Here is a 23,574-nt window from a genome sequence, read left to right on the forward strand (position 1 = left end):
TTAAATAAAAAAATTAACTATGTCCTGAATAATTTTTCACACAAAAGTGATAACGCGTAATATTTTATTTCATATCTTCGTTTACACCAAAAATATTTTATATGAAAAGAAACTTTAATTTCTGCTTACTAGCAGGAGCAATGGCTGTACTTTCCCTTACAGCGTGTAATGACGACAACTTCGAAACAACTTCGCAGGAATTGCAGACGGAAAATGCTAAAATCGAACAACCCGGTGAGATTGAAAAAATCTGTGCCTATGTAGATCAGTACTGGAGCTCAACCGCAGTTCTTACCACTGCCCTGCAGAATACGACAGATACCAATTTCATGAATACGCAAATGACTAGAATCGCGAGTATGTGGGGAAGAAGCAATCCTACACTACGGTTTGTGAATGATCCTTCCAACTACAATTCTACGTATAATGCCATTTCGTATTCCACAGGAAAGATCTATTACGGATTTGCCATCTATTATGATGCAAAAGCGAAAGGAGGAGATATTGTAAATGCCATGATTCTGGCTCATGAATATGGTCACCAGCTTCAGTATATATTCAATTTGCCTTCTGTTAACGAATCTACGGCCAGACCTAATGAGCTGGAGGCGGACGGCTTTGCAGGATATTACCTGAGAAGACCTAATGGCTACAACCAGACCTCTTTTGCCCAGATTGCGGCTGCATATGAATTTGCTCAGAGTATCGGAGATTACCAGACTACAAGTCCGGGACACCATGGTACTCCGGCTCAAAGGAGATCAGCAGTACGTTTAGGTTTCCTTTTGGGAGAATACAGTCTCTCTGCAGCGGACTTTGATTATAATTTCTTCTATTATTATCAGGGAGTGCTGAACGGAACTTACAAAATGAGCAAAAATTCAAAGTATCCCGAGCTAGACGCGTACATGAGTCAGTATCTGGAAGAATTAAGAAAAATTCAGACCGGAGAAATTTCTGCAGAAGAATTTAAACAGCTTAAATAAACATTCATTTTAGCATATTTAAAAAAGGAGGTAACCGATACGTTTACCTCTTTTTCATTTGCTTACATTCATAAAGTTTATTTACTTTTGAACTTTATCTATATTATCATGAACCGAGATCTTTATATTGATTTTGCAAAAGGACTGGCCACACTTTCCATCATATTCATTCATACGGCATTCTGGTCGGGGCAGTTATATATTCCGGCGGAAGTAAGAGTTTTTTCCCTTGTTTTTGATGTTGCCTTGTTTTATGCGCTGAGCGGACTCACTTCAGGCAGCAATGTTGAAAAAACATTTTACAGACTTCTGAAGCTGCAGATTACCTATATGATTTTTGTAACGTTTCTGTTTTTCCTGGATTACTTTTTTAAGGTTTTCGGGCTTACTTTCTTTTCAGTAGAGTGGCTTCAGAATTTCTATTCAACATTCGGATCAAAATATGCAGCGGCAAGTATTTCAACAGTTCCGGAATGGCAGAATCTCGGAAACTGGTATCTCCATCAATATACCAATGCCGATACATTTCCTGTCGTAATGGGAAGTTTCTGGTATCTTAAAGTCTATTTTATACTGACTGTTTTCGGTGTTTTAATTTTAAAATTTTTTCCCCGACATATCAATTGGTTCATCGGGATCTGTATTGGTCTTACCCTCCTGTTCAACATCTTTCCTCAGATATATCCTTCCGGGCAAGTTGGGTATGTGGCGTTTTACATGACCGTCTTTTTAATCGGCAACAGAATGAGGGGTAAAACAATCCCGGCCAGAACAATTCCGCTCCTTTACGGAATTGTTGCCGGCGCTTTAGGATGGATGTTCTGGTATTATGGGAATGAAATTTTCTTTAAAATCAACAGAAATAAATTTCCTCCTAAAATCCCGTATATCATCTGGTGTCTTTTTTCTCTGGTAACCTTATTTGTTTTTTATAACCGGTTGAAAATTACAAAAGAAAATGTGATCACCTACATTGGAAAGAATGCCATATTCTTCTATTTCGGACAGGGAATAAGTTCCTCACTGATTTATTTTCTTGTAGATCCCATGAAACAAAGTATGCCGTGGTGGATATTAATGATCATCATTTATCCCGTTAATATTATTTTGGCCTTTATTATTTCTGCAGGACTGAAAAAAATAGATACGGTAGGATGGAATCTTCTGAAATTTCTCAGAGAAAAAACAGAAGAAAAGATAATTTAATCATTTCTTCTTCCGCCTCTTACCAACAGAGCGATAATGATGATTAACAGAACGCCTCCGCCAATCAGATACGTAGGATCTGTATACCATTCGGTCGTGGTAGTCGTCTTAGTTGTATTGCTGGTTACCACATTTGAATCCTGGGCGAATAGCATCGCTGAACTTAATAATGTAAACATAAAGGCCATTAGTCGACCGGATGTTTTTTGAATAATCGTTTCCATTGTTTATTTTTTTAAAGTTATAATACATTTATATCAAAAAAAATACCATCATATTAATTAATTCAAAGAAAAATAAAGAATTGGATTATAAATTTTAAATGATAATAAAGATTATACTTACCGCAATTTATTTTAATTTTACAAAAAATTTAAGTCATGTTTAAGTTGAAACTTCCTACCGATCCAAGGTGGGCAAATATTGCAGAGGAAAACATCGGAGAAATTTTAACGGATCACGCTTGGTGTGAGCAGAAAGCGGCTACCAATGCCATCGGATTGATCACCATGCTTCCTGAATATCCTGAAATCGTAACAGAACTTCTTGCCATCGCACAGGAAGAACTCGATCATTTTAACCAGGTACATGAAATCATCAAAAAAAGAGGATATACCTTTGGTCGTACCCGAAAAGACGATTACGTGAATGAGCTGGTAAATTTCATTCAGAAAGGGGGCAACAGAGATGATCTTATTGTTGATAAAATGCTGTTTGCAGCGATGATTGAAGCCAGAAGCTGCGAGAGATTCAAGGTTCTTACCGAAAACATCAAAGATGAGGAGCTTAAAACTTTTTACCGGGAATTAATGATCTCGGAAGCCAATCATTACACTACATTCATCGGTTTTGCCAGACAGCTGGGTGATGAAGAAAAAGTGAATAAACGTTGGGAAGAATGGCTTGAATATGAAGCTGAAATCATCCAGTCTTACGGAAATAAGGAATCTATACACGGTTAAAAAAATACCTTAATAACCCAGTGAAAAAACTGACCTTCGAAAATATTGCCAATTTCTTTCTGAAAAATTTCTTTCAGGGACTGGTTATTATCGGTCCTATCGGACTTACTATTTTTGTAATCTGGTATGTTATAACCTCTATTGACAATATCATTCCTTCCGTTGCAAAGGAAATTCCCGGGTTGGTTTTTATTTCCACTATTTTAGTGACGGCCATTTTAGGTTTTCTGGGAAACAAATTTGTCCTTGGGAAATTTTTCTTCGACACTATGGACAGTTTACTGGAAAAAATACCCGGCGTAAAGCATATTTATACTCCGACGAAGGATGTCATGTCTTCATTCGTGGGAGATAAGAAAAAATTCAATGATCCTGTATGGGTAAAAACAAATGCTGATCCGGAGATCTGGCGAATCGGTTTTTTAACGCAAAAAGAAATGGCAGATGTAGATAAACACAATTACGTTGCCGTTTATCTTCCTCATTCCTATGCGATTTCGGGTTGGGTAATTATTACTGAAGAAAAAAACATCAAACCCGTAGTGGGGATGACGGCAGCCTCCGCAATGAAATTTGCAGTAAGCGGCGGTGTAGCAGGCTTCCATTCGGATGATAATATATTTAAAGCTCCTGAGTAATACTATCATACTTTTTTAAATATACCTGATGAATTTGAATTTATTTCAAATAGAATTTTCTTTATAAACAATCTAATATACATATCATGAATTTACCGTACGCGGAGCCTTTCCGTATTAAAATGATCGAAGAGATCCGCCAGTCAACCAGAGAAGAAAGAGAGCAATGGCTTAAGGAAGCAAACTATAATTTATTCAATTTAAAATCTTCACAGGTTTTCATTGACCTGCTGACGGATTCCGGGACCGGAGCTATGTCCGACAGACAGTGGGGCGCTTTGATGATGGGTGACGAAAGCTATGCAGGCTCCCGATCATTTGAACAATTACACCAGACCGTAGAGAAGATCACAGGATTTAAATATCTTCTGCCTACCCACCAGGGCAGAGCCGCTGAAAACGTATTATTTTCAGTATTGGTAAAAGAAGGCGATGTTGTACCGGGGAACTCTCACTTCGACACGACAAAAGGTCATATTGAGTTCAGAAAAGCGCATGCGATCGACTGTACGATTGATGAAGCTTTTGACATTAATGATCTTCATCCTTTTAAAGGAAATATCAATCTTGAAAAACTGGAAGCAGTTTACAAAAGCCATCCTAAAGAAAATATTCCTTTCTGTCTGATTACGATCACCTGTAATTCTTCAGGAGGGCAGCCTGTTTCTCTGGAGAACATGAAAGCGGTAAAAGAACTTTCCGATCAATACGGGATTCCTGTCTTTTTTGACTCTGCCAGATTTGCTGAAAATGCTTATTTCATCAAAAAACGCGAAGCCGGACAGGAAAACAGAACCATTAAAGAGATCTGCAAAGAAATTTTCTCTTACGGAGACGGGATGACGATGAGTTCTAAAAAAGACGGCCTGGTTAATATCGGCGGTTTCATTGCTTTAAACAGTGAAGAAATTTTCAGAAAGGCTTCAAATTTCACTATTATCTACGAAGGTTTCATTACTTACGGAGGTATGGCAGGAAGAGATATGGCAGCCTTAGCAGTGGGTCTGGACGAAGCGACTGAATTCGCTTACCTGGAAAGCCGTATTTCCCAGGTTGAATATCTGGGACATAAACTGATTGAATATGGAATTCCGGTTCAGAAACCCATCGGAGGACATGCCGTGTTTATTGATTCTCTAAATTTCTTACCAAAAGTTGACCGCTCAGAATATCCTGCGCAGACTTTAGGGCTTGAAATTTATAAAGAGGCAGGCATCAGAACTGTAGAAATCGGTACGTTACTGGCAGACAGAGATCCTGAAACAAGGGAAAACCGTTACCCTAAGTTAGAGCTGGTACGTTTGGCGATTCCGAGAAGAACATACACCAATAATCATATGGATTATATTGCAGCGGCTATTAAAAACGTTTATGAAAGACGGGATGATATTGCAAAAGGCTATAAAATTACCTGGGAACCGGATCTGTTAAGACACTTCACGGTCCAATTGGAAGAAGCGTAAATTTAACCCGGGATTTATTCCCGGGTTTTTTTATGATATCTTTTAAAGGATAGGAGCACGTACAAATTCATTCATCTATTTTCAAAAATAGGTATGTCCATTAAAAGCTCAGGCTCAAAACAACGTTTTGAGCCTGAGCTTTAGGTAGAAAAGATTATTTTTTTGAAATTTTGTATAATTTTCCACTATCGGTTACCGCATACAGATTTCCATCGGCACCATTGAGAACATCTCTGAATCTTTCTTTCTGATCGGCCAAAAGACGCTCCTCTCCTACCACTTTATTATTTTTCATGACAATCCTATTGATATGTTCACCACTCAGGCATCCGATCATCAGATTTCCTTTCCATTCTTCAATATTTCCGGTGTAGAACGTCACCCCACTCGGAGAAATTACAGGATCCCAGTAATAAACAGGCTGTTCAGTGCCTGCTTTTTGCGTGGTTCCGTTATTAATCTTATCTCCGGAATATTCAATTCCATAAGTCACATCACCCCATCCGTAATTTTTTCCGGGCTGAATTAAATTAATTTCATCTCCTCCCCTGGGTCCCATTTCTACGTCCCAGAGCGTTCCGTTCGGATCGATCGCCATACCTTGAGGATTTCTGATTCCATAAGCATAAATTTCAGGTTTAAATCCGGCTTTTCCTATGAACGGGTTTCCCTGCGCCGGCTTTCCCTCTTTTGTAATCTTTAATATTTTTCCCAGATAATTATCTGTTTTCTGAGCATATATCCTGGTCTCTTTATCGGAACGTTCTCCCGTGCTTACGAATAAATTTCCATCTTTATCAAAGGCCAGCCGGCTTCCGTAGTGTTTGTCGCCATCATAAGTCGGTGTTGCTCTGAAAATCACTTGTACTTCAGAAACAGTTTTAAGATCCGAAGATAATTTACCTTTTGCAACAGCCGTATGATTTCCTTTGCCATAGGGCTCTGAAAAACTGAAATAGATCAGGTTATTGTTCTGGTACTCTGGGTCAAGGGCTACATCAAGCATTCCACCCTGCCCTTTGGTATCCACTTTTGGAAAGCCTTCAATTTTCGACACCTCTTTTCCGTCTGCCGAGACTACATTCATATAGCCTCTTTTGTCTGTAATTAAGAACCTTCCATCCGGTAAATTGATAATTCCCCAGGGTTTTCCCAGGTCTTTGCTTATAACCTCGACATGATAAGGCGTTACCGTTTTTACCGCTTTAATTCTGGTCTGTCCCTGAAAGGCGGGCTTATATTCCGGAGAATTAGGTTTTTCTGTTTCTACACTTCCGTCTTTTCCGGTCTGCTGGGCCTGTATACTGTTCTTTTCACAGGAGGTCAACAATAAAAACAGGCTTAGAACAGGGATATAGCATTGATTTATTTTCATAATAATGTAATTTCGATAAAAATTATAAATGGAAAAATAGTGCCATAAAAAACCTGGTGGATACAGTGTCCGGCAGATTACTGCTTAATCATTTTATGTTTAAATGAAACTCCATTTTCAAAGTTTACTTTTAAAATATAAATTCCTGATAAAAGATCGCTGACATCTGCTTCACATCCACTGAACCTTCTTATAAACTTTCCGTCGACAGAATATATTTCTGTTTCCCTGATTTTTTTAGAACTTGATATCTTCACAATATTTACAACCGGGTTCGGATATATTTTTACCTCTGCAACAGAAATATCTTTCACGCCCAAAACATTAACAGCCTCACCCTGCAGATATACCGACAAAGGAAAATCTCCCTGCTGTCCTACAAATTGAGCATCCGGAACACTGATCATAAAGGCATGATTCCCGGGAAGCATGGTTCCTACATTTATTTTTCTGATAGGAATGGTACTTCCGGGACACCAGTTATTCCATGATGCCCACCATGCGGCAGATTGAGGATTAGTTCCATAAATCCCATTGCCCTGGGTATTATACTGCCGGTAGGGTTCACAAGATACGCCTCCGGGTTTATAGCTGAAAATTTCCTGGTCATTAAGGTAAATATAATGCTGTCTTCTCACATATTCTTCCCCTCCGGAGTTGGCACCGTGATTAGAGGTTATTAAATTAAAAGTTGCATTGTTAATCGTACTATTTAAGGCAAAAGACAAAATTCTGATCGTCTGGCCGGGTTCATCTGTTCCCGCATAATTGTTCAGACTTTTAACGGCTGCCATAGGAATCAGCAGATTGTTTACAGCCGGAATTGAGGTATTAATATCGGTCACAAAACTTAAAGATCCTTTAAAAGTATCAATTCTCGAGGCGCAACCTGCGACCTGCGTCTGCGCAGCATACGGAACACCCAGTACGGTAAATTCTATCCAGAAATCATACTGGTTCCTCAATGATACATCTTTAAAGATAGCTCCTGCGTTGTCGATCTGAAAACTATAGGGCACGCTTGTCGGAGAAACATTTTTGTTCATAAAAGGAGTGATAAATCTTCCTAATTCTATTTTTGTAACGGCATTTGTATCATAAGACGAAGCTCCTTTTGGTACAAATGCCAGGAAAACATGGGCAAGACGGTCATAATTGTCACATAAGGCTCCGATTGTAACGTTCATCGTCACCTGATTACCGAAAGAATCCAATTGGGCATCCGTCATCTTTTTGGTGTAGGTACTGTTGCTAAGCCGGACAGCTCCGGAAGGCAGTGGCTGATTAACCGTAGTAGCATACATATCATAAAAAACGGCCTCATCGAACAGTAAGACTGTACTTGGTGGCAGTGGCAATTTCATATCCTTACCATAGAAAGGTACTGCAAGAACTATGATAAAGAAATAAAGTAAATTTTGTTTCATTATTAATTTTTTTGATTTAAAAGCAAATATAACTCAAAATTAAGAATAATAAATTATAAACAAACTTCTAAAAAATAGATATCATTATAAAAAACATAATGAACATAAATTAATAAATATTGATCAAATACCGTTTTACATAGGAAAACACTCTGCACGTGGTATAGGAACGGTTAAAATATTAATCTTAGTGCGAGGCATTAAATGTCTGTTATTTCTTTTGTACTTTTGTTAGACAACATCATTTTATGCAATTTAAACTTCAATCAGAATATAAACCTACCGGTGATCAGCCAACAGCTATTGAAAAGCTGACCGAAGGGATAACAATCGGTGAAAAATACCAGACGTTACTGGGTGTTACCGGTTCCGGAAAAACATTTACGGTAGCTAATGTTATCCAGAATGTCCAGAAGCCTACCTTAGTGTTGGCTCACAATAAGACGCTGGCCGCCCAGCTTTTCATGGAATTTAAAGAATTTTTTCCTGAAAATGCCGTGGAATATTTTGTAAGTTACTATGATTACTACCAGCCGGAAGCCTATATTGCCACGACCGGAACTTACATAGAGAAAGACCTTAGTATCAATGAGGAAGTAGAAAAACTCCGTCTTTCCGCCACGGCAAGTTTACTTTCCGGAAGAAGGGATGTACTCATTGTAGCTTCTGTTTCCTGTATTTACGGCATCGGAAATCCTACGGAATTTCATAAATCGCTGATTTCCGTTGCCATTGGTGAAAAAGTAACGCGGACCGCACTCCTCCATTCATTAGTAAATGCCCTTTATTCCAGAACCCTCAGCGAATTCCAAAGGGGGACATTCCGTGTCAAAGGAGACGTTATCGATATCTTTCCTGCTTATGCCGATAATGGTGTCAGAATCCAGTTTTATGGTGACGAAATTGAAAAGATTCAGAGTTTCGATCCTGTGAGCGGAAACGTTACATCAAGCTTTGAACAGATCCAGATTTATCCTGCCAATCTTTTTGTCACGTCAAAAGAAACCCTGAATGGTGCTATCAGGAATATTCAGGATGATATGGTAAAACAGGTGGATTTCTTCAGTGAAGTCGGAAAGCCTCTTGAAGCCAAAAGACTTCAGGAAAGAACAGAGCTTGACCTGGAGATGATCAAAGAACTCGGATATTGTTCGGGTATCGAGAACTATTCTAGATATTTAGACGGCAGACTTCCCGGCTCAAGGCCTTTCTGCCTTCTGGACTACTTTCCAAAGGATTTTTTAATGGTTATTGATGAAAGTCATGTTACGGTACCGCAGGTACACGCCATGTACGGAGGAGACCGGAGCAGAAAAGAATCCCTGGTGGAATATGGATTCAGGCTTCCTGCAGCGATGGACAACAGACCCTTGAAGTTCGAAGAGTTTGAAAGCATCCAGAATCAGGTAATTTATGTTTCCGCGACCCCGGCAGATTATGAGCTGGAAAAGACAGGAGGTGCTTATATTGAACAAATCATCCGCCCGACAGGACTTCTCGATCCGATCATTGAAGTGCGGCCTTCTTTAAACCAGATCGATGATCTGATGGAGGAAATCCAGAAAAGGTCTGATGTCGATGAAAGGGTTCTGGTGACAACCCTGACTAAAAAAATGGCTGAAGAACTTACTAAATATTTCACCAAATTCGGTATCAGAACGCGATATATACACTCTGATGTTGAGACGCTGGAACGTATTCAGATTATGCAGGATCTGCGCCTCGGTCTTTTTGATGTTTTAATCGGGGTAAACCTTTTAAGAGAAGGTCTGGATTTACCGGAAGTTTCCCTCGTTGCTATTCTGGATGCTGACAAAGAAGGAATGCTCAGAAGCAGACGGTCGATGATTCAGACGGTCGGCCGTGCCGCAAGAAATATTAACGGAAAAGCGATCATGTATGCCGATAAAATTACAAAATCCATGCAGGCCACTCTTGACGAAACCGAATACCGCCGAGCCAAGCAGATGCAGTATAATGAAGAACACGGACAGGTCCCTCAGGCTTTAAATAAAAAAATATCTGAAAATTTAGTCGGAAGAAGCAAGGATTTTCCTGATGAAAAATATACTCAGAAAGAAATCCTTCAGAAAGTGGCAGAAACAAAGGCAAGCTACAGCAGTAAAGACATAGAAAAAGTCATCACTCAAAAGCAGAAAGAAATGGAAGTGGCAGCAAAGAACCTTGATTTTATTAAAGCGGCCAAACTGAGAGATGAAATTGCTGCTTTGAAAGGATAATTTCTTTTAAAATAAATAAAACTTAACCAAATGAAAAAAGTAACCGGTATCGGAGGGATCTTCTTCAAATGCAAAGATCCTAAAGCCCTTAAAGAATGGTATAAAACTCATCTGGGCATTGATGTTAATGAATATGGCGCAACTTTCGGATGGAAAGATATCGCTGAATCCAATGCCAAAGGATCTTTGACGTGGAGCCCTTCTCCCGAGACAACAAAGTATTTTGAACCGTCTGATAGAGAATTCATGATTAATTATATTGTTGATGACCTGGAAGCGCTGAAAGAGGAATTAAAAAGAGAAAACGTAGAAATTCTTGATGAAATCGCCGTTTACGACTTCGGAAAATTTGTACATATTCTTGATCTGGAAGGAAACAAGGTTGAACTGTGGGAGCCTAAATAATATTTTAATCTAAAAAATAGACCTCGTCAAGACGAGGCCTATTTTTTATTAAAACTTATACGTTTTTGATTTATATTTTTCATTATTTACTACCCCTCCCGAATCGGAATGAGCAGGTCCATCAACCCATTTAATTTGATCTCATAGATTGTCGAGAGCTGCATCCCCAATTTACCTTTTGGCATCCCATTGCGGTGAAACCACTCAAGATAACTGATCGGGAGATCGGCTAAAATAGTCCCTTCATATTTTCCGAAAGGCATTTTCACAACACAAATCTCATTTAATATCTCCGGATTTATCCCTTCCATTTTATACAATTAAATTGATTTTATCTTCTACATCATCGTTATCAGGTAACATCAGCTCAGGGGTATCATCGTCTGAAAATTCATTTCTGTAGACCTGGATCAGAAGAAGCGTCAGAGAAATCAATATCGGGCCGAAGATCAATCCCATAAAACCGAATAAATTCATGCCCATGATAATTCCAAAAACTGTGTTTAAAGGATGTATATCCTCCAGTTTCTTTAAGAGCGTAAAGCGAAGAAGATTATCGGTAAGACCAACGATTATGACACAATAAGCTGCAAGTCCAAGTCCATGCCCGGTATCTCCTTCTGCGATCATAAAAATACAGACCGGAACATAAACAATGGCTGCTCCCACCACAGGAATCATAGAAGCTGCTGAAGTAAGCGCAAACAATAAAACAGGGCTGGGCGCTCCAAAAATGAAGTATCCTACCAGGCCGACAAGCCCTTGTCCTAAGGCAACGACAGGAATTCCTATCGCATTGGCCATGATCAGTTTTCTCATCTTCTCCCCTATCAGAGAAACGTTTGCTCTTTTTAACGGGGCAGAAGATGCCAGGATTCTTTCGAAAAGCCTGGGCTGCTCCAGCATAAAATAGAGAATGAAATACATCGACAGGATGACGGTAAGCGTATTAAAAGTACCGCTCAATGCCTTGGTTGAAAACTGCCCTGCGAAAGTTTTCACCTTACCCATATTCTCTTTACTTAAAATGTCGAACCCTACTTTTGAATAAACATATGAATGGATTTTTTCCAGAAATACATTGAACTTATCCATATACGCCTGGGCATTTCCAAATTTTTCAATCAATAAATCCGCTATGAAGTAAACCGGTAAGATCAGAATAACCAGACTCGCAAACATAAGCACACATGATGAAAGCCATGGCTTCCATTTTTTCTCTTCCTGAAGATAAAAATTATACTTCCGGCAGACTACATAAATGGTAATGGCCCCCAACACAGAAGGTATGAAGAGTGCCAGGTTAAAACAGATTAATCCTCCCAACACTAAAATAATGGCAAGTAATGAAACCTGCTTTATGGTCACACTGCTTATCTGGTTGTCTTTGTTATTCATTATTTATTAAATAGTATTTGTCTTGGTTTTCCTAAAAAAGCGCAATACAAAGAATACATTACGACCATGATAAATGGAGCCGTAACAATAATCCCGATCCCGCAAAGGATAATTCCTGCAACAGAAATGATAAATCCGAGAAGGGTTGTACCTAAAAACGTACCATAATTTTCTTTAGCAATATTGAAAGACTTTCCGAGAGCCTCCGTAGCAGATGCATTTTCGAAAAGCAAAATAGGATAACCCAACATCAGTAACGGATACACAAAAAAGAACGGGAAGAAACAGAGTGCTGCTGCAACAGTGGAAATAATCCCGGAAAGAATGCTGTAAATCAAAATGTTTACAAAATTCTGACGGTAGCCGATAAACAAATCCGAAAACTCAATAGGACTTTTTGTATTGAATTTGTTGACAATGTAGATTAATCCCACATACAATGGTGCCAGCAAAAGCCCAAACAGCCATGATAACGACATATACGCGGTAAATCCTGGCGCTGCCCAGATGTTATAATCATAGTTGCCTCCCTGCATTTCTTCTGCCATCTCTGCAGAGTTAAAACCGCTGATCGACTGAATAACATACCCACCTACAAGGTAGATGATCATAGCAACGATCGCATAAAGGAAAACCCCCTTATACATTTCAAAAGCGTGAGAAATGATAGCCCCTGTGTCTCTGCTCGGGACCGACCCCTGTTGGTCAAATTCATTAAATTCTGACATGGTGTAAATTTTTTAATGTTACCACCAAAATAAACCTTTTTTGGCAGAAATCCATTAAAACCACCTTTAAATTTAACTTTTTTCAGAAAAAATATTTTTATACATGGCATAAATTATCGCATTCCAGAACGGAAAAGTAAAAAGTCCTCCAATGAAAAGGAGAGCAAATCCCATATATTTAAATAAGAACGCCACCATCACGCAGACCAGCACTTCGACAAAAAACATTTTTAAAGCCTGAAAATTCAATGCAATAGCTTCAAAAATTCTCTTATCCATAAAAAACATCAGTGGCGCGACAAAAACAGTAACCATTATCCAAATTACAGGCAAAATCACCGTGGCGAAAATCATATGATACACCAGAAACCAAAACAATGCATACCCGATGTATTTGAAAAAATTAAGTCCGCTGTAACCAGCAAACAGATCTCCGGGTTCGATCTTCTCATTTAAATCTACTTTTCTGAAAATTTTAAACAATCCCAGGTTCAGAGGATACAGAAAAACCATCGTTCCTAAAAATGCATAACTGAAGTAGCGGGAATTCTCAGACTGTCCCAATTCGGTCGCTTTCTGAACGTACGCTTCCGTACTCATCTTAAAAGCTTCCACCAATTCCTGCTGCTGATCCCAGATTCCGTACTTCGAAGCAAAGAAAAAGACCGATGTAAAAAAAACACCGAAATATACAATGGAAAACATTAACTGAAAGACCAGTGTTTTGTTCCAGTAGTAAAATGCCTGCTTCAGCATTAAATTTATTCCCGGCTTCTGAGGATAATTATTCTGCATTTGAAAAAATTTTTTGTGCAAAAGTAAACATCAATAATTACTTTTGTCGAATGTTTTCAATGAATCATCAAAAATTTATGAAAATGGATGAACTTTCCCTTCAGAAGGTTCCCTATTTTTTTATTATCGACTTTCTCACAGAAAATATTGAGATCTTCAGACAGGAAGAAATTGAAGAGTCAGGCTTAATGATTGATTTTCAAGGCTTCTCAACTATAAAAAAAACTCATGGGCTTACAAAAAAGACAGAGTGGAAGTCCTTTCCTGAAACGTTGGAAAATTTTAAAATCGGCTTCGACAGAGTTCAGGAAAATATCCATCTTGGAAATTCTTATCTTGTCAATTATACCCGGAAAACAAAAATTGAGACCAATCTTTCCCTTGAAGAAATTTTTTATCATTCTACTGCAAAATATAAAGTTTTTTATAAAGATTTTTTCGTATTTTTTTCTCCTGAAACTTTTGTAAAGATCCTGGACGGTAAAATTCTGACCTATCCGATGAAGGGCACCATCGATGCATCTCTTGATAATGCAGCAGAAATCCTGAAAAACGACAGGAAAGAAAAAGCCGAGCATTATACGGTAGTAGATTTACTTCGAAATGATCTGAGCATGGTTGCAGACGGTGTAAAAGTTGATCAGTTCCAGCACATCGATTTTATCAAAACACAGCAAAAGGATTTATATGCCATGAGTTCCGAAATATCCGGGATTATAAAACCTGAATTTGACGGAAGGGTAGGAAGTATTATGAAAAAACTGCTTCCTGCCGGTTCTATCTTAGGAGCTCCCAAGCCGAAAACCCTGGAAATTATTCTTGAAGCTGAAGGCTACGACCGGGGTTATTATACCGGTGTCTGCGGTTGGTATGACGGTAAAAATCTTGACAGCTGCGTGATGATCCGTTTTATTGAAAAAGAGGGCGATGAGCTCTACTTCAAAAGTGGCGGCGGCATCACCCACATGAGTACGTTAGAAGACGAATATCAGGAAATGAAAAATAAAATTTATGTCCCAATTCATTGAAAGCATTAAAGTAGAAGATCAGGAAACTTTCCTGATTGAATTCCATCAGCAACGTGTCAATCAGACTTTTGCCCATTTTGGAAAAGAAGGTTCTATTGATCTGGCTAAAATCTATAAAAATTTAGAACATGATGAAGACGGCCTGTTCAAATTGAGAATTGTCTATGATCTGGACAAAAAATTCCGTACCCAGATGATTCCGTATGCCATTCCTGAGATAGCAGACTTCCAGCTGGTGGAAAACAACAGTTTTGACTATTCTTTTAAATTTGAAGACCGGAAGGAACTGGAAAGGATGAAAATGAAATCCAGATCCGAAGAAATCATCATTGTAAAGAATCATCATATCACAGATACCTCTTACTCCAACCTTTTGTTTCTGAAAGGTAAAGAATGGTTCACGCCATCCACCTATCTTTTAAACGGAGTTCAGAGACAAAGTCTTTTAAAGCAGAAAGAGATTAAGGAAACCGAGATCACTTTACAGAATATAAAGCAGTTTTCTCATTTCCAGCTCATCAATTCTTTAAATGACTTTGACAAAAACTTTATTTATCCTATTGATAAAATTATTAACTTACCGGGAAGTGACGAATATCTTGATCTTTAGTTCTCTTTCATAAACTCAAAGTAAGCCTTCAGCACATCGGCACTGTTCTTTCCATACGTATTGACTTCTAATATTTTTGGTTGGGTGTCCGGCTTGAAGAAGTTCTCCAGAACACGGTCAAGCGTAGCTTCTTCATCCACTTTTGTATAGGAAAATCCAAAGTGCTTGGCCAGATATTCTGCGTTTTTATGATGTTTGGTAGCTATAAATTCGTCCAGCGTATTTGGGTTGGCATTGCCGGGCCCCGGAATAATTTTAAAGATATTTCCTTCTCCGTTGTTAAAGATCATAATCCTCACAAACGGCGGAATATACTGATTCCAAAGGCCGTTTATGTCATAGAAAAAGCTTAAATCTCCGGTGATTAACAACGTGGGGTTGGCATTTTTAATAGCAAATCCCATTGCTGTAGAGGTAGAGCCGTCTATCCCGCTTGTTCCTCTGTTACAATAGATTCTTCTCTTACCATAGTCAAATAACTGCGCATACCTGATCGCCGAACTGTTACTGAAATGGATATTGTAATTCTCCGGAATCATCTGCGAACTTTTATTAAAGAAATAAAAATCCGAGAATTCCACTTTATTTAAAAACACCTCGTGCTTGGCATCTTTTTTATCTTTTAAAACATCCCAAAGATTAAAGTAAGGTTTAGGCTCCAGTGTTACAAATTTCAGAAGCTTGGAAAAGAAAATCTCCGGCTTTATTTCGATTTTCTCTGTCAGCGCAAAATACGTATCGGGCTGCCATACCTCGTCCAGGTGCCAATGCTGTTTTGGATGTGCATTTCTTAAGAACTGCTTTACCTTTTTTGAAACAACGTTTTGCCCTACAGTGATCAATAAATCCGGAGCATAGGTTTTATAGTCTTCTTCCGTAAAATTAAAAATATAACGGTCGATATGCTTAAAAAATTTTTCGTGATACAGATTGGAATTCGCTTCACTCAAAACAACCACAGAATGATTTTTCACCAATTGGGTAAGCTGATTTTCAAGCTCGGGACTATGATCCATTGTTCCGACAAGGATCATGATCCTGTGAGAAGTATTCCATTCCGCGACAAGATTGGAAGGAATTTCGTATTCTTTATGCCTGATTGTTTTTTCTACGGTCGGGAAAGCAGGGAGTTCCGAAACCAACTCATACAGAGGCTCCTCTAAAGGAATATTGATGTGTACAGGACCCTGTTTCTCAAAACAGAGCTCTATCGCTTTTTTGATGATGTCAAAATTAATATCTTCCGCATTCTCCTTACTGTCTTCCAACAGCTGGAAATCTCCGTAAGAATGCTGGTGAAAAATAGTATTCTGCCTGATCGTCTGCCCGTCAAAAAGATCCACATAATCCGTTGGCCGGTCTGCCGTCAGAATCAGAAGAGGAATATTCTGATAAAATGCTTCTGTTACGGCAGGATAATAATTGGCCGCCGCAGAACCACTGGTGCACGTAACAGCAACCGGCTTTTTTTCACTAAGCGCCATTCCCATTCCCACAAAAGCTGCACTTCTTTCGTCAACGATACTATAAGCATGAAAAATTCCCGGCATTTCTGCAAAATGCATGGCTAAAGGCGCATTCCTTGATCCCGGTGAAATAATAATATCTGAAATTCCGTACTGCTGGAGAAGATGGGCAAGTATCTGAATACTTCTTTTGGAAGAATATTTTTTCATATCACAAATTTAGTTTATAAATCCCTAATTCTAAAAACATTTAATTTAAAAAACTGTAATTTTGCAGCTACGTTAAATTTCTAAAAATGGACAAAATACCTAGTGTAGACCTGCGTGATTTCCTTTCGGGTGACCCGGAACGCAAACAGAAATTTGTAAATGAAATCGGAAAAGCTTATGAAGAAATCGGATTTGTTGCCTTAAAAGGCCATTTCCTGGACGATAAGCTGGTGAGTGAATTGTATGGAGAGGTAAAAAACTTTTTTGAACTTCCAACGGAAACGAAACAGAAGTACGAAATTCCGGGAATTGGTGGCCAGAGAGGATATGTAGGATTCGGTAAAGAGACTGCAAAAGGTTTCAAAAAAGGAGACTTAAAAGAATTTTGGCATTTCGGACAGTATGTGTCTGATGATTCCCAATATAAAAGTGAGTATCCGGACAACGTAATCGTTGATGAACTTCCAAAATTCAACGAAGTAGGTAAGGAAACTTACCAGATGCTTGAAAAGACAGGACAGTATGTCTTAAGAGCTCTAGCTATTTATTTGGGGCTCGATGAATTTTATTTTGATGACAAAATTGCGGAAGGAAATTCAATCCTGAGACCTATTCATTATCCGCCCATTACAGAAGAACCGGATGATGCGGTAAGAGCCGCTGCTCATGGGGACATTAATCTGATTACCCTGCTTATGGGTTCTCAGGGGAAAGGCCTTCAGGTACAGAATCATAACGGAGACTGGATTGATGCCATTGCAGAGCCTGATGAATTGATGATTAACGTCGGAGATATGCTTTCGAGACATACCAATAACAAACTGAAATCCACGATTCACCGGGTAGTAAACCCACCCAGGGAATTATGGGGAACTTCAAGGTACTCTATTCCTTTCTTTATGCATCCCGTAAGTGGAATGTCATTAAATGCTCTTGAAAACTGTGTCGATGAAAATAACCCGAAGCTGTATGAAGATACAACAGCGGGAGAATTTCTTCATGAAAGATTGATCGAATTAGGATTAATCAAAAAATAATTAATAATATACAAAACCTTATAGGTCTTTGAACCTATAAGGTTTTTAATTTAACTTAGGGTTAACCTGTTATACAATAAAATTCCGGACAGGGTGTCGATTGGGTAAACGTTCCCCAGGGACAGATACAAGTATAGGAGTCTCCTCCCCCACCACTGCCCCCGCCGCCATTTCCAGGATCAACATAAGGGATACATCTTCCTCCTGAACAGATGTGACCGTCTGAACATCCTCCCGTGCCGGGACTGCCGCCTTCAATACAGAAAGCCGGAGACAGATCTCCTGCAGAAATTTTTTTCTTGTCTTCTCTTGATAATTTTCTGATGTTTTTCATGGTTTTATTTTTTGGTATTTGGTAGAATTTATTTAGTTTAAAAATTACTCATTTTCATTTAATAATCCAACTTTACCATATTTTATTCGCTACAAATGATCTTTAACCTGGCATTAGAAAGATGTTTCCTTATTTTCATAAAAAATTTTTAAGAAAAAAAATACCATATTTAGCTGAGTAATGATATTTTTAATTATCTTTACCATACTATCAAAATTTTAATTAAAACAATATGAAAAATCTAAAAAAACTAAACAAAGGCCAATTAAAAAGCATCTCCGGAGCAGGAGGAATTAAACTTCCTGAACCAGAATTCTGCATGTATTACTGCAACGGTACCGTAGTTTGTGCTACCTGCAGTGATGATTTCAAATGTCCGGATAATACTATGTAAGATTGAAAATCAGACCGAATAAAAACCCGTTTTCTTTGAAACGGGTTTTATTTTATAATAAATCAAACTTAAAAATAATATGAAAAATCTGAAGAAACTAACCAAAGAGAAATTGAAGAGTGTTTCCGGAGGAATAAGTTATCCTTTTCCCGGAGAATGTATTTATGTATGCAGTGACGGAATTACTTACCGCGCATTGTGCCGCAATGAATTTATTTGTCCTGATGGTGAAGATCCTGTTATTCACTAGAAACCATCTGACAAAATATATGAACGACCATCCTTTTGGATGGTTTTCTTATACTATCAAAATATAATCCTTGAATCTTAAATTATTCAAACAATCTTAATTGCTGATCTTTCGCACCTGTGAAATCAGCAATGGAAAGCTTAGGAAATTCTTTACCGTCAAAAAACTTTTTACTTCCAATTTTAAAAGTTGTATGAATCATTTCTGCAATATTGCCTTCCCCTTTCTGTCTGTCAAAATACCTTTTTTCGCCTAGATTTCCGCCTCGCATAGAGCGGATGAGATTTAAGACTTTTTGCGCCCTGTCAGGGAAAGTTTTTTCGATCCACTGTATAAAGACGGGCTCTACCGTATCATTCAGCCTTACCAGTGTGTACCCAAAGCCCTGAGCACCGGCATCTGAAACTGCTCTTAAAATAGACAGCGGCTCATCATTGTTTAATCCCGGAATAACCGGTGCTACCATTACATGTACAGGAACCTTATTTTCAGAAAGGATTTCAATGGCCTTCAGCTTATTTTTCGCTGAGCTTGTTCTGGGTTCTATTTTCCGTCTCAGATCTTCATTTATCGTAGGAATGCTTAATGATACAGAAACAAGACTTTGCTCTGCCATGGGCTTCAGAATGGGAATATCCCTTAAAACCATTGCATTTTTTGTCAGGATATGAACGGGATGGCGGTAATCAAGACAGACCTGCAGCAGTTTTTTTGTAATTTCAAACTGCCGTTCTGCGGGCTGATAGCAGTCTGTATTTCCGGAAAGTAAAATCGGGGCAGGCTGATAGCCTCTTTTCTGAAAAAATTTCTCTAAAAGTTCTGGTGCATTTTTTTTCACCATGATTTTTCTTTCGAAATCAATTCCGGCACTGTATCCCCAATATTCATGGGTAGGTCTTGCAAAACAATAAGCGCATCCATGTTCACAGCCTTGGTATGGATTCATCGAATATTCCATGGGGAGGTCTTCACTTTTAACCTTATTGACAATTGTTTTAGGAAAAATCTCGGTGAAGGTTGTTTTTACAGCTTCAAAATCATCATCTTCCGGCTCATAGGTATACTTATCGAAACGGTTAACAACATTTCGCTGAGCTCCCTGGCCTTTTATAATTTTTTCGTTCTGCATCATGTAAAATTAAAGCGGAATATTTTAAAATACGAATTTGAACAGTACAATTTCCATAAAAAAATCCAACACCGTAATCGTGCTGGACCTAAACATAATTGAATATATTTTTTTACTACTTCAATGCATAAAATTCTACTCCGTGATATTCATCGTCCAGATTTTTATCATCGAAGTGTCTGTAATAATCCGAATAGGTATCACTATATTTTTTATCCTTTTTATCTAATATCTTTCTAATTCCGATGATACTTAATACTGCCAGAAGCCCAACTCCTCCCGCCAGTAAAACGCCAACTTCTTTTTTCATATTTTGCAAGATTTAATAACCTGAATATTGCAAAAAGCATACCCAATTTATTTTTTTACATTATAATTTTTGTTAACATTAAAATTGTTTTCCGGGACTATATTATTATTTAAATGGTTTAATTATTGTTGTAACTAACAAAAATATTATTATGGAAAATACAGATCATGACAGAATGACCACCCTAAGCCAGGTGATGTCAAAACTTGCACAGAGAGGCATACACCGGGAGTTCAGAATGAATGAAAACTGTGAAATGAAATTTGAGAACTCTGAAAAAAATTATAAGCCTGATGAGTTGATTATCTTAAAAACATACCGTTTTGAGGGTGACAGTAATCCTGACGATAATGCCGTTCTGTACGTTTTGAAAGACACTTCCGGAAATTTGGGAATGATTATCGATTCTTACGGAGCACACAGCAATTATCCCGGTGAAGAATTTGATAAATTCTTAAGAGATATTCCGATTCAGGAAAGCGATGAATTTAACTTTTAAAATTATATAATCAAGTCCGGAATTATTCAGTTTCGGACTTTTCTTTTTTATTGAATACTCCATTCAGGAAACCTTTTTTTCTTCTTTTTTCGGATTGGGCTGTTGCTGTCCGGTTTCTGAACCGCTTTTATCCTGTTTCAATTCTTTTGCCGTTTGTTGTTTTATATTTTTTACGGTAGAAACCGTATTTTTCACAGCATCCCCGGTCTTTTTAAGATTAATCCCGATCAGCGTTTGCTTTAACCCGTCCTGAATTCCTTTCCAGAACAGATTGAAAAATGATTTGGTAGGATCACGCTCCATCTTTTCTACTGCCACTGACTCGGGAAATTTTCCGGAATCCGATTTCACAACCAAATTGGCAACAGCTGTAAGGAAACCCTTTTTCTCACGGTTACTTTTATCGAGAATGGTAACTTTAAGATCTGTATTTTTAAGATTAAATGTTCCGTTCAGACCAGCAGGATTTCCTTTAAAATTAAAAAGCATTTCATTGATGGTTCCAGTAGCGGTCACGTGAAGATAAGGCCGGATAAAAGGGTTAATTCCCTGTGCGGGAAGATGAGCCGCCCGTCCGGAAATAGCAAATAAATCCCGCTGATCTGCCACGTCAAAATTCCAGTTTACAGACAACGGCGCCAAATTCATAAACGAGCAGTTAATTTTAATATCTACCCGGGTAGGTTTTCCTTTCATCTTTGCCGAATTCAGATTTTTCACATTCATATTAAAATTACTGAAAGTCAGCTTTCCCGGACCCGCACTCTCAGGAGTGTCTTCTTCATAAACCAGGACAGAATTCTTTAAATCCAGATTATTGATAAACATCGGAATTTTTATAGACCGCAGCATTCTGGAATACAATGGTTTTTCTTTCGGGTCATCGTTCGGAATTTTACTCCTGAAAATATTGGCATCTGCTCCCTGAACGGTTACCTGGGAGGCGCTGATAGATTTATCTGACGAAAACAGTTCCCAACTTCCCTGTGCAGTAATCTGCTGCGCTTTTATGTCATATAAATCTCTTTCTACCGGAATCATTTTAATGAACTGGGCTCTTGAAACAAGAGGTTTCATGGCAAATCCGGTAATCTGAACTTTATTTCTATTCAATGCAAGAAGTCCGGCCGTCATATTATAAAACCGTGTTTTGTATGCAAAATTACCGGCTGTTAATGAATAATCTCCGATTTTGACCGTATGACCGCTATTATTTTGCTTTGGTGCAAGCTGAAAATCATTAATTTTCGCATTCAGGTTATTAAGAACGAGAGGCCCGTTTTCGCTAGTATAAATAATATTTGAGTTTTTAAGCGAGATATTCCTTACTAAAACTGAATTTATTTTATTTTCTCCCGTCGTTTTTTTCACTTTACGCTCCGGAGCTGCCAAAGTTCCGCTTACATTGTCCACTAAAACATCTTTAATGTCAAGATTCAGTTTTTTATTGACAACTTCTAATGTATTAATATTAAAGGCAACGAGACGTGTCTTAAAATCCGTAGATTTTTTTAGCGGATCCGCCGGAGTAGAAATAACGGAAATATTTCTCAGTTCACCACCTTTTTGATTAACCGCAACACGTTCAACCCTAAAATCCTGATGATTAGAGTATAAAATGTCTTTTCCGGCAAACTGAAAACTTTGATATCCCACCGGAATCACCTGGTCTCTCGTTTTTTTGTCAAACCTCAGTTTATTGATATTTAAGTTAAGGCTTTTGGCAGTAAACAGCTTATTCCCATCGGGCTTTATAATCTGAACGGTGGCATTATTTAGTTTAACATCATCCAGATTCATTTCAAAATCAAGAGGTTTTGCTGATTTCAGAGAAACAGCATTGGTATTATATATTAACAGGTCAGGATTTTCAAAATTAACATTGGCAAGTGACACCTTATTGTTATTCAGTACAATATCCTTAAATTCCATTTTCGGAATATCAAATTGAAAAAGTTTTGTTCTCTTTGGGTAAAATCTTTTTAGCTGATTTATATTCAATAATGGAATCAGCCTGAAACCCTGGACAAGCATCTGTCCGTTAGCCGTTGATATCCTGTTGATCGTTAATGCATACACCGGATCAGGACGGAAGAAAAAATGTTTTCCCCTGATATCATATTTATCAAAGATAACCGGCAATTTATTTTCTACAGATTCTTCAGTCATCTGTAGATTTTCAACAAATAAATCCAGATCCTGAACTGACAGTAACTTTTGCTTGGTGTGCCTGAAAACACTTATGGATCCTTTACTGATCCTGATATTTTTAAACAGCACCGGATTTCTTTTTTTTCCTGTTTTCTGGTCAATAGGCTTGGCAAGAATGACATTCAGATTGGGCCTGGATAGCAGGAGATCAGACGAATTGATCTGCTTATTAAAGACTGCATCATAAATTCCAAACCGGCTTATCTTTAAGGTATCAATAGTACCCTGGAGCCCAATTACACTGATGTTTTGAGGGTTTTTACTGTTAACGGAAATTCCTGTAGAAAGGATATTTCCGGACATAAGGTCAACTTCCAGAATCTTGTAGGAAACCTTATAATCCGTATTTTTCCTTATATAATCAGGAAGCTGGGTTTTAAGCCAGATATTAAGTCCGAAATTTGCCAGCAGCAGAATGACAAATAAGACTCCCAGACTTATCCAAAGCCTTTTAACCCATGTTTTCATTTTGT

The 23,574-nt window shown here is 38.1% G+C and carries 25 protein-coding genes; 13 read left to right on the forward strand and 12 right to left on the reverse strand.

Annotated elements, in window-relative coordinates; all coding sequences use genetic code 11:
- Positions 1–101: 101 nt before the first annotated feature.
- Together ODZ84_RS13405 and ODZ84_RS13410 are read left to right on the forward strand one after the other, a co-directional pair.
- Positions 102–986, forward strand: coding sequence for a neutral zinc metallopeptidase (locus ODZ84_RS13405; protein ID WP_266172854.1), 885 nt, complete (start codon positions 102–104; stop codon positions 984–986).
- A 108-nt stretch (positions 987–1,094) separates the two neighbouring features.
- The gene (locus ODZ84_RS13410; protein WP_266172856.1) at positions 1,095–2,192 is read left to right on the forward strand and encodes an acyltransferase family protein; all 1,098 of its coding nucleotides are present in this window, start codon (positions 1,095–1,097) and stop codon (positions 2,190–2,192) included.
- Here the strand turns inward: ODZ84_RS13410 and ODZ84_RS13415 are convergent.
- Positions 2,189–2,416 (reverse strand): hypothetical protein, encoded by a 228-nt coding sequence (locus ODZ84_RS13415; protein WP_266172857.1) that lies wholly within the window; start codon positions 2,414–2,416, stop codon positions 2,189–2,191. The two genes, ODZ84_RS13410 and ODZ84_RS13415, sit on opposite strands and share 4 nt — an antisense overlap.
- A gap of 156 nt (positions 2,417–2,572) precedes the next feature.
- Here ODZ84_RS13415 and miaE point away from each other — a divergent pair, with 156 nt between their 5' ends.
- From miaE to ODZ84_RS13430, 3 genes are all read left to right on the forward strand, one after another.
- Positions 2,573–3,154: a tRNA-(ms[2]io[6]A)-hydroxylase gene (miaE, locus tag ODZ84_RS13420; RefSeq protein WP_266172858.1), complete on the forward strand. Its 582-nt coding sequence runs from the start codon at positions 2,573–2,575 to the stop codon at positions 3,152–3,154.
- A gap of 20 nt (positions 3,155–3,174) precedes the next feature.
- Positions 3,175–3,792: a DUF502 domain-containing protein gene (locus tag ODZ84_RS13425; RefSeq protein ID WP_266172859.1), complete on the forward strand. Its 618-nt coding sequence runs from the start codon at positions 3,175–3,177 to the stop codon at positions 3,790–3,792.
- 86 nt (positions 3,793–3,878) lie between these two features.
- Positions 3,879–5,255 carry a tryptophanase gene (locus ODZ84_RS13430; RefSeq protein ID WP_266172860.1) on the forward strand — a complete coding sequence of 459 codons (1,377 nt, stop codon included), beginning with the start codon at positions 3,879–3,881 and terminating at the stop codon, positions 5,253–5,255.
- Between the two features lie 154 nt (positions 5,256–5,409).
- On the opposite strand, the gene ODZ84_RS13435 is transcribed toward ODZ84_RS13430, so the two are convergent.
- Entirely contained in the window at positions 5,410–6,630 is a 1,221-nt protein-coding gene (locus tag ODZ84_RS13435) for a PQQ-dependent sugar dehydrogenase (RefSeq protein WP_266172861.1), read from the reverse strand.
- A gap of 77 nt (positions 6,631–6,707) precedes the next feature.
- The gene (locus tag ODZ84_RS13440; RefSeq protein ID WP_266172862.1) at positions 6,708–8,057 is read right to left on the reverse strand and encodes a peptide-N-glycosidase F-related protein; all 1,350 of its coding nucleotides are present in this window, start codon (positions 8,055–8,057) and stop codon (positions 6,708–6,710) included.
- A gap of 248 nt (positions 8,058–8,305) precedes the next feature.
- Here ODZ84_RS13440 and uvrB point away from each other — a divergent pair, with 248 nt between their 5' ends.
- On the forward strand, positions 8,306–10,297 hold the full coding sequence (gene uvrB, locus ODZ84_RS13445; RefSeq protein ID WP_266172863.1) for an excinuclease ABC subunit UvrB: 1,992 nt from the start codon (positions 8,306–8,308) through the stop codon (positions 10,295–10,297).
- A 30-nt stretch (positions 10,298–10,327) separates the two neighbouring features.
- The gene (locus tag ODZ84_RS13450) at positions 10,328–10,702 is read left to right on the forward strand and encodes a VOC family protein (RefSeq protein WP_266172864.1); all 375 of its coding nucleotides are present in this window, start codon (positions 10,328–10,330) and stop codon (positions 10,700–10,702) included.
- An 89-nt stretch (positions 10,703–10,791) separates the two neighbouring features.
- Here the strand turns inward: ODZ84_RS13450 and ODZ84_RS13455 are convergent, their stop codons facing one another.
- From ODZ84_RS13455 to ODZ84_RS13470, 4 genes are all read right to left on the reverse strand, one after another.
- Entirely contained in the window at positions 10,792–11,004 is a 213-nt protein-coding gene (locus tag ODZ84_RS13455; protein WP_266177369.1) for a DUF3820 family protein, read from the reverse strand.
- Positions 11,005–11,014: 10 nt separating this feature from the next.
- Positions 11,015–12,100, reverse strand: a complete 1,086-nt coding sequence (locus ODZ84_RS13460) for an AI-2E family transporter (protein WP_266172865.1) — start codon at positions 12,098–12,100, stop codon at positions 11,015–11,017.
- A complete protein-coding gene (locus ODZ84_RS13465) occupies positions 12,100–12,828 on the reverse strand; it encodes a beta-carotene 15,15'-monooxygenase (RefSeq protein WP_266172866.1) in 729 nt (242 codons plus the stop codon). The genes ODZ84_RS13460 and ODZ84_RS13465 overlap by 1 nt, the downstream gene beginning before the upstream one ends.
- A 72-nt stretch (positions 12,829–12,900) precedes the next feature.
- Positions 12,901–13,623 carry a hypothetical protein gene (locus tag ODZ84_RS13470; RefSeq protein ID WP_266172867.1) on the reverse strand — a complete coding sequence of 241 codons (723 nt, stop codon included), beginning with the start codon at positions 13,621–13,623 and terminating at the stop codon, positions 12,901–12,903.
- Between the two features lie 50 nt (positions 13,624–13,673).
- On the opposite strand from ODZ84_RS13470, the gene ODZ84_RS13475 reads away from it, so the two are divergent.
- Together ODZ84_RS13475 and ODZ84_RS13480 are read left to right on the forward strand one after the other, a co-directional pair.
- A complete protein-coding gene (locus ODZ84_RS13475) occupies positions 13,674–14,651 on the forward strand; it encodes an aminodeoxychorismate synthase component I (RefSeq protein ID WP_266172868.1) in 978 nt (325 codons plus the stop codon).
- Entirely contained in the window at positions 14,635–15,261 is a 627-nt protein-coding gene (locus tag ODZ84_RS13480) for an aminotransferase class IV (protein ID WP_266172869.1), read from the forward strand. The genes ODZ84_RS13475 and ODZ84_RS13480 overlap by 17 nt, the downstream gene beginning before the upstream one ends.
- Here the strand turns inward: ODZ84_RS13480 and menD are convergent.
- On the reverse strand, positions 15,258–16,937 hold the full coding sequence (menD, locus tag ODZ84_RS13485) for a 2-succinyl-5-enolpyruvyl-6-hydroxy-3-cyclohexene-1-carboxylic-acid synthase (RefSeq protein WP_266172871.1): 1,680 nt from the start codon (positions 16,935–16,937) through the stop codon (positions 15,258–15,260). The two genes, ODZ84_RS13480 and menD, sit on opposite strands and share 4 nt — an antisense overlap.
- Before the next feature lie 86 nt (positions 16,938–17,023).
- Between menD and ODZ84_RS13490 the strand changes: the two genes are divergently transcribed.
- Complete coding sequence (locus tag ODZ84_RS13490) at positions 17,024–17,974, forward strand: isopenicillin N synthase family dioxygenase (RefSeq protein ID WP_266172872.1); 951 nt, start codon at positions 17,024–17,026, stop codon at positions 17,972–17,974.
- Positions 17,975–18,035: 61 nt separating this feature from the next.
- On the opposite strand, the gene ODZ84_RS13495 is transcribed toward ODZ84_RS13490, so the two are convergent.
- Complete coding sequence (locus ODZ84_RS13495) at positions 18,036–18,308, reverse strand: hypothetical protein (RefSeq protein WP_266172873.1); 273 nt, start codon at positions 18,306–18,308, stop codon at positions 18,036–18,038.
- A 232-nt stretch (positions 18,309–18,540) separates the two neighbouring features.
- On the opposite strand from ODZ84_RS13495, the gene ODZ84_RS13500 reads away from it, so the two are divergent.
- Both ODZ84_RS13500 and ODZ84_RS13505 read left to right on the forward strand, forming a co-directional pair.
- Positions 18,541–18,702 carry a bacteriocin-like protein gene (locus tag ODZ84_RS13500; protein WP_266172874.1) on the forward strand — a complete coding sequence of 54 codons (162 nt, stop codon included), beginning with the start codon at positions 18,541–18,543 and terminating at the stop codon, positions 18,700–18,702.
- A gap of 79 nt (positions 18,703–18,781) precedes the next feature.
- On the forward strand, positions 18,782–18,952 hold the full coding sequence (locus tag ODZ84_RS13505) for a bacteriocin-like protein (RefSeq protein WP_266172875.1): 171 nt from the start codon (positions 18,782–18,784) through the stop codon (positions 18,950–18,952).
- An 82-nt stretch (positions 18,953–19,034) separates the two neighbouring features.
- Here the strand turns inward: ODZ84_RS13505 and ODZ84_RS13510 are convergent, their stop codons facing one another.
- Together ODZ84_RS13510 and ODZ84_RS13515 are read right to left on the reverse strand one after the other, a co-directional pair.
- Positions 19,035–20,081, reverse strand: coding sequence for a PA0069 family radical SAM protein (locus ODZ84_RS13510; RefSeq protein WP_266172876.1), 1,047 nt, complete (start codon positions 20,079–20,081; stop codon positions 19,035–19,037).
- 115 nt (positions 20,082–20,196) lie between these two features.
- Positions 20,197–20,391, reverse strand: coding sequence for a hypothetical protein (locus tag ODZ84_RS13515; protein ID WP_266172878.1), 195 nt, complete (start codon positions 20,389–20,391; stop codon positions 20,197–20,199).
- Between the two features lie 151 nt (positions 20,392–20,542).
- Between ODZ84_RS13515 and ODZ84_RS13520 the strand changes: the two genes are divergently transcribed.
- Positions 20,543–20,890, forward strand: a complete 348-nt coding sequence (locus tag ODZ84_RS13520) for a hypothetical protein (RefSeq protein WP_266172879.1) — start codon at positions 20,543–20,545, stop codon at positions 20,888–20,890.
- Positions 20,891–20,953: 63 nt separating this feature from the next.
- Here the strand turns inward: ODZ84_RS13520 and ODZ84_RS13525 are convergent, their stop codons facing one another.
- Positions 20,954–23,569 carry a hypothetical protein gene (locus ODZ84_RS13525; RefSeq protein WP_266172880.1) on the reverse strand — a complete coding sequence of 872 codons (2,616 nt, stop codon included), beginning with the start codon at positions 23,567–23,569 and terminating at the stop codon, positions 20,954–20,956.
- Positions 23,570–23,574 lie beyond the last annotated feature (5 nt).

This window comes from Chryseobacterium fluminis (assembly GCF_026314945.1).
GTDB classification, from domain to species: domain Bacteria; phylum Bacteroidota; class Bacteroidia; order Flavobacteriales; family Weeksellaceae; genus Chryseobacterium; species Chryseobacterium fluminis.

Bases quoted from the DNA above. Each gene is read 5' to 3' on its own strand.
- ODZ84_RS13405 (WP_266172854.1), top strand. From the start codon at position 102: ATGAAAAGAAACTTTAATTTCTGCTTACTAGCAGGAGCAATGGCTGTA.
- ODZ84_RS13410 (WP_266172856.1), top strand. From the start codon at position 1,095: ATGAACCGAGATCTTTATATTGATTTTGCAAAAGGACTGGCCACACTT.
- ODZ84_RS13415 (WP_266172857.1), bottom strand. From the start codon at position 2,416: ATGGAAACGATTATTCAAAAAACATCCGGTCGACTAATGGCCTTTATG.
- miaE (WP_266172858.1), top strand. From the start codon at position 2,573: ATGTTTAAGTTGAAACTTCCTACCGATCCAAGGTGGGCAAATATTGCA.
- ODZ84_RS13430 (WP_266172860.1), top strand. From the start codon at position 3,879: ATGAATTTACCGTACGCGGAGCCTTTCCGTATTAAAATGATCGAAGAG.
- ODZ84_RS13435 (WP_266172861.1), bottom strand. From the start codon at position 6,630: ATGAAAATAAATCAATGCTATATCCCTGTTCTAAGCCTGTTTTTATTG.
- ODZ84_RS13440 (WP_266172862.1), bottom strand. From the start codon at position 8,057: ATGAAACAAAATTTACTTTATTTCTTTATCATAGTTCTTGCAGTACCT.
- uvrB (WP_266172863.1), top strand. From the start codon at position 8,306: ATGCAATTTAAACTTCAATCAGAATATAAACCTACCGGTGATCAGCCA.
- ODZ84_RS13450 (WP_266172864.1), top strand. From the start codon at position 10,328: ATGAAAAAAGTAACCGGTATCGGAGGGATCTTCTTCAAATGCAAAGAT.
- ODZ84_RS13460 (WP_266172865.1), bottom strand. From the start codon at position 12,100: ATGAATAACAAAGACAACCAGATAAGCAGTGTGACCATAAAGCAGGTT.
- ODZ84_RS13465 (WP_266172866.1), bottom strand. From the start codon at position 12,828: ATGTCAGAATTTAATGAATTTGACCAACAGGGGTCGGTCCCGAGCAGA.
- ODZ84_RS13470 (WP_266172867.1), bottom strand. From the start codon at position 13,623: ATGCAGAATAATTATCCTCAGAAGCCGGGAATAAATTTAATGCTGAAG.
- ODZ84_RS13475 (WP_266172868.1), top strand. From the start codon at position 13,674: ATGTTTTCAATGAATCATCAAAAATTTATGAAAATGGATGAACTTTCC.
- ODZ84_RS13480 (WP_266172869.1), top strand. From the start codon at position 14,635: ATGTCCCAATTCATTGAAAGCATTAAAGTAGAAGATCAGGAAACTTTC.
- menD (WP_266172871.1), bottom strand. From the start codon at position 16,937: ATGAAAAAATATTCTTCCAAAAGAAGTATTCAGATACTTGCCCATCTT.
- ODZ84_RS13490 (WP_266172872.1), top strand. From the start codon at position 17,024: ATGGACAAAATACCTAGTGTAGACCTGCGTGATTTCCTTTCGGGTGAC.
- ODZ84_RS13495 (WP_266172873.1), bottom strand. From the start codon at position 18,308: ATGAAAAACATCAGAAAATTATCAAGAGAAGACAAGAAAAAAATTTCT.
- ODZ84_RS13500 (WP_266172874.1), top strand. From the start codon at position 18,541: ATGAAAAATCTAAAAAAACTAAACAAAGGCCAATTAAAAAGCATCTCC.
- ODZ84_RS13505 (WP_266172875.1), top strand. From the start codon at position 18,782: ATGAAAAATCTGAAGAAACTAACCAAAGAGAAATTGAAGAGTGTTTCC.
- ODZ84_RS13510 (WP_266172876.1), bottom strand. From the start codon at position 20,081: ATGCAGAACGAAAAAATTATAAAAGGCCAGGGAGCTCAGCGAAATGTT.
- ODZ84_RS13515 (WP_266172878.1), bottom strand. From the start codon at position 20,391: ATGAAAAAAGAAGTTGGCGTTTTACTGGCGGGAGGAGTTGGGCTTCTG.
- ODZ84_RS13520 (WP_266172879.1), top strand. From the start codon at position 20,543: ATGGAAAATACAGATCATGACAGAATGACCACCCTAAGCCAGGTGATG.
- ODZ84_RS13525 (WP_266172880.1), bottom strand. From the start codon at position 23,569: ATGAAAACATGGGTTAAAAGGCTTTGGATAAGTCTGGGAGTCTTATTT.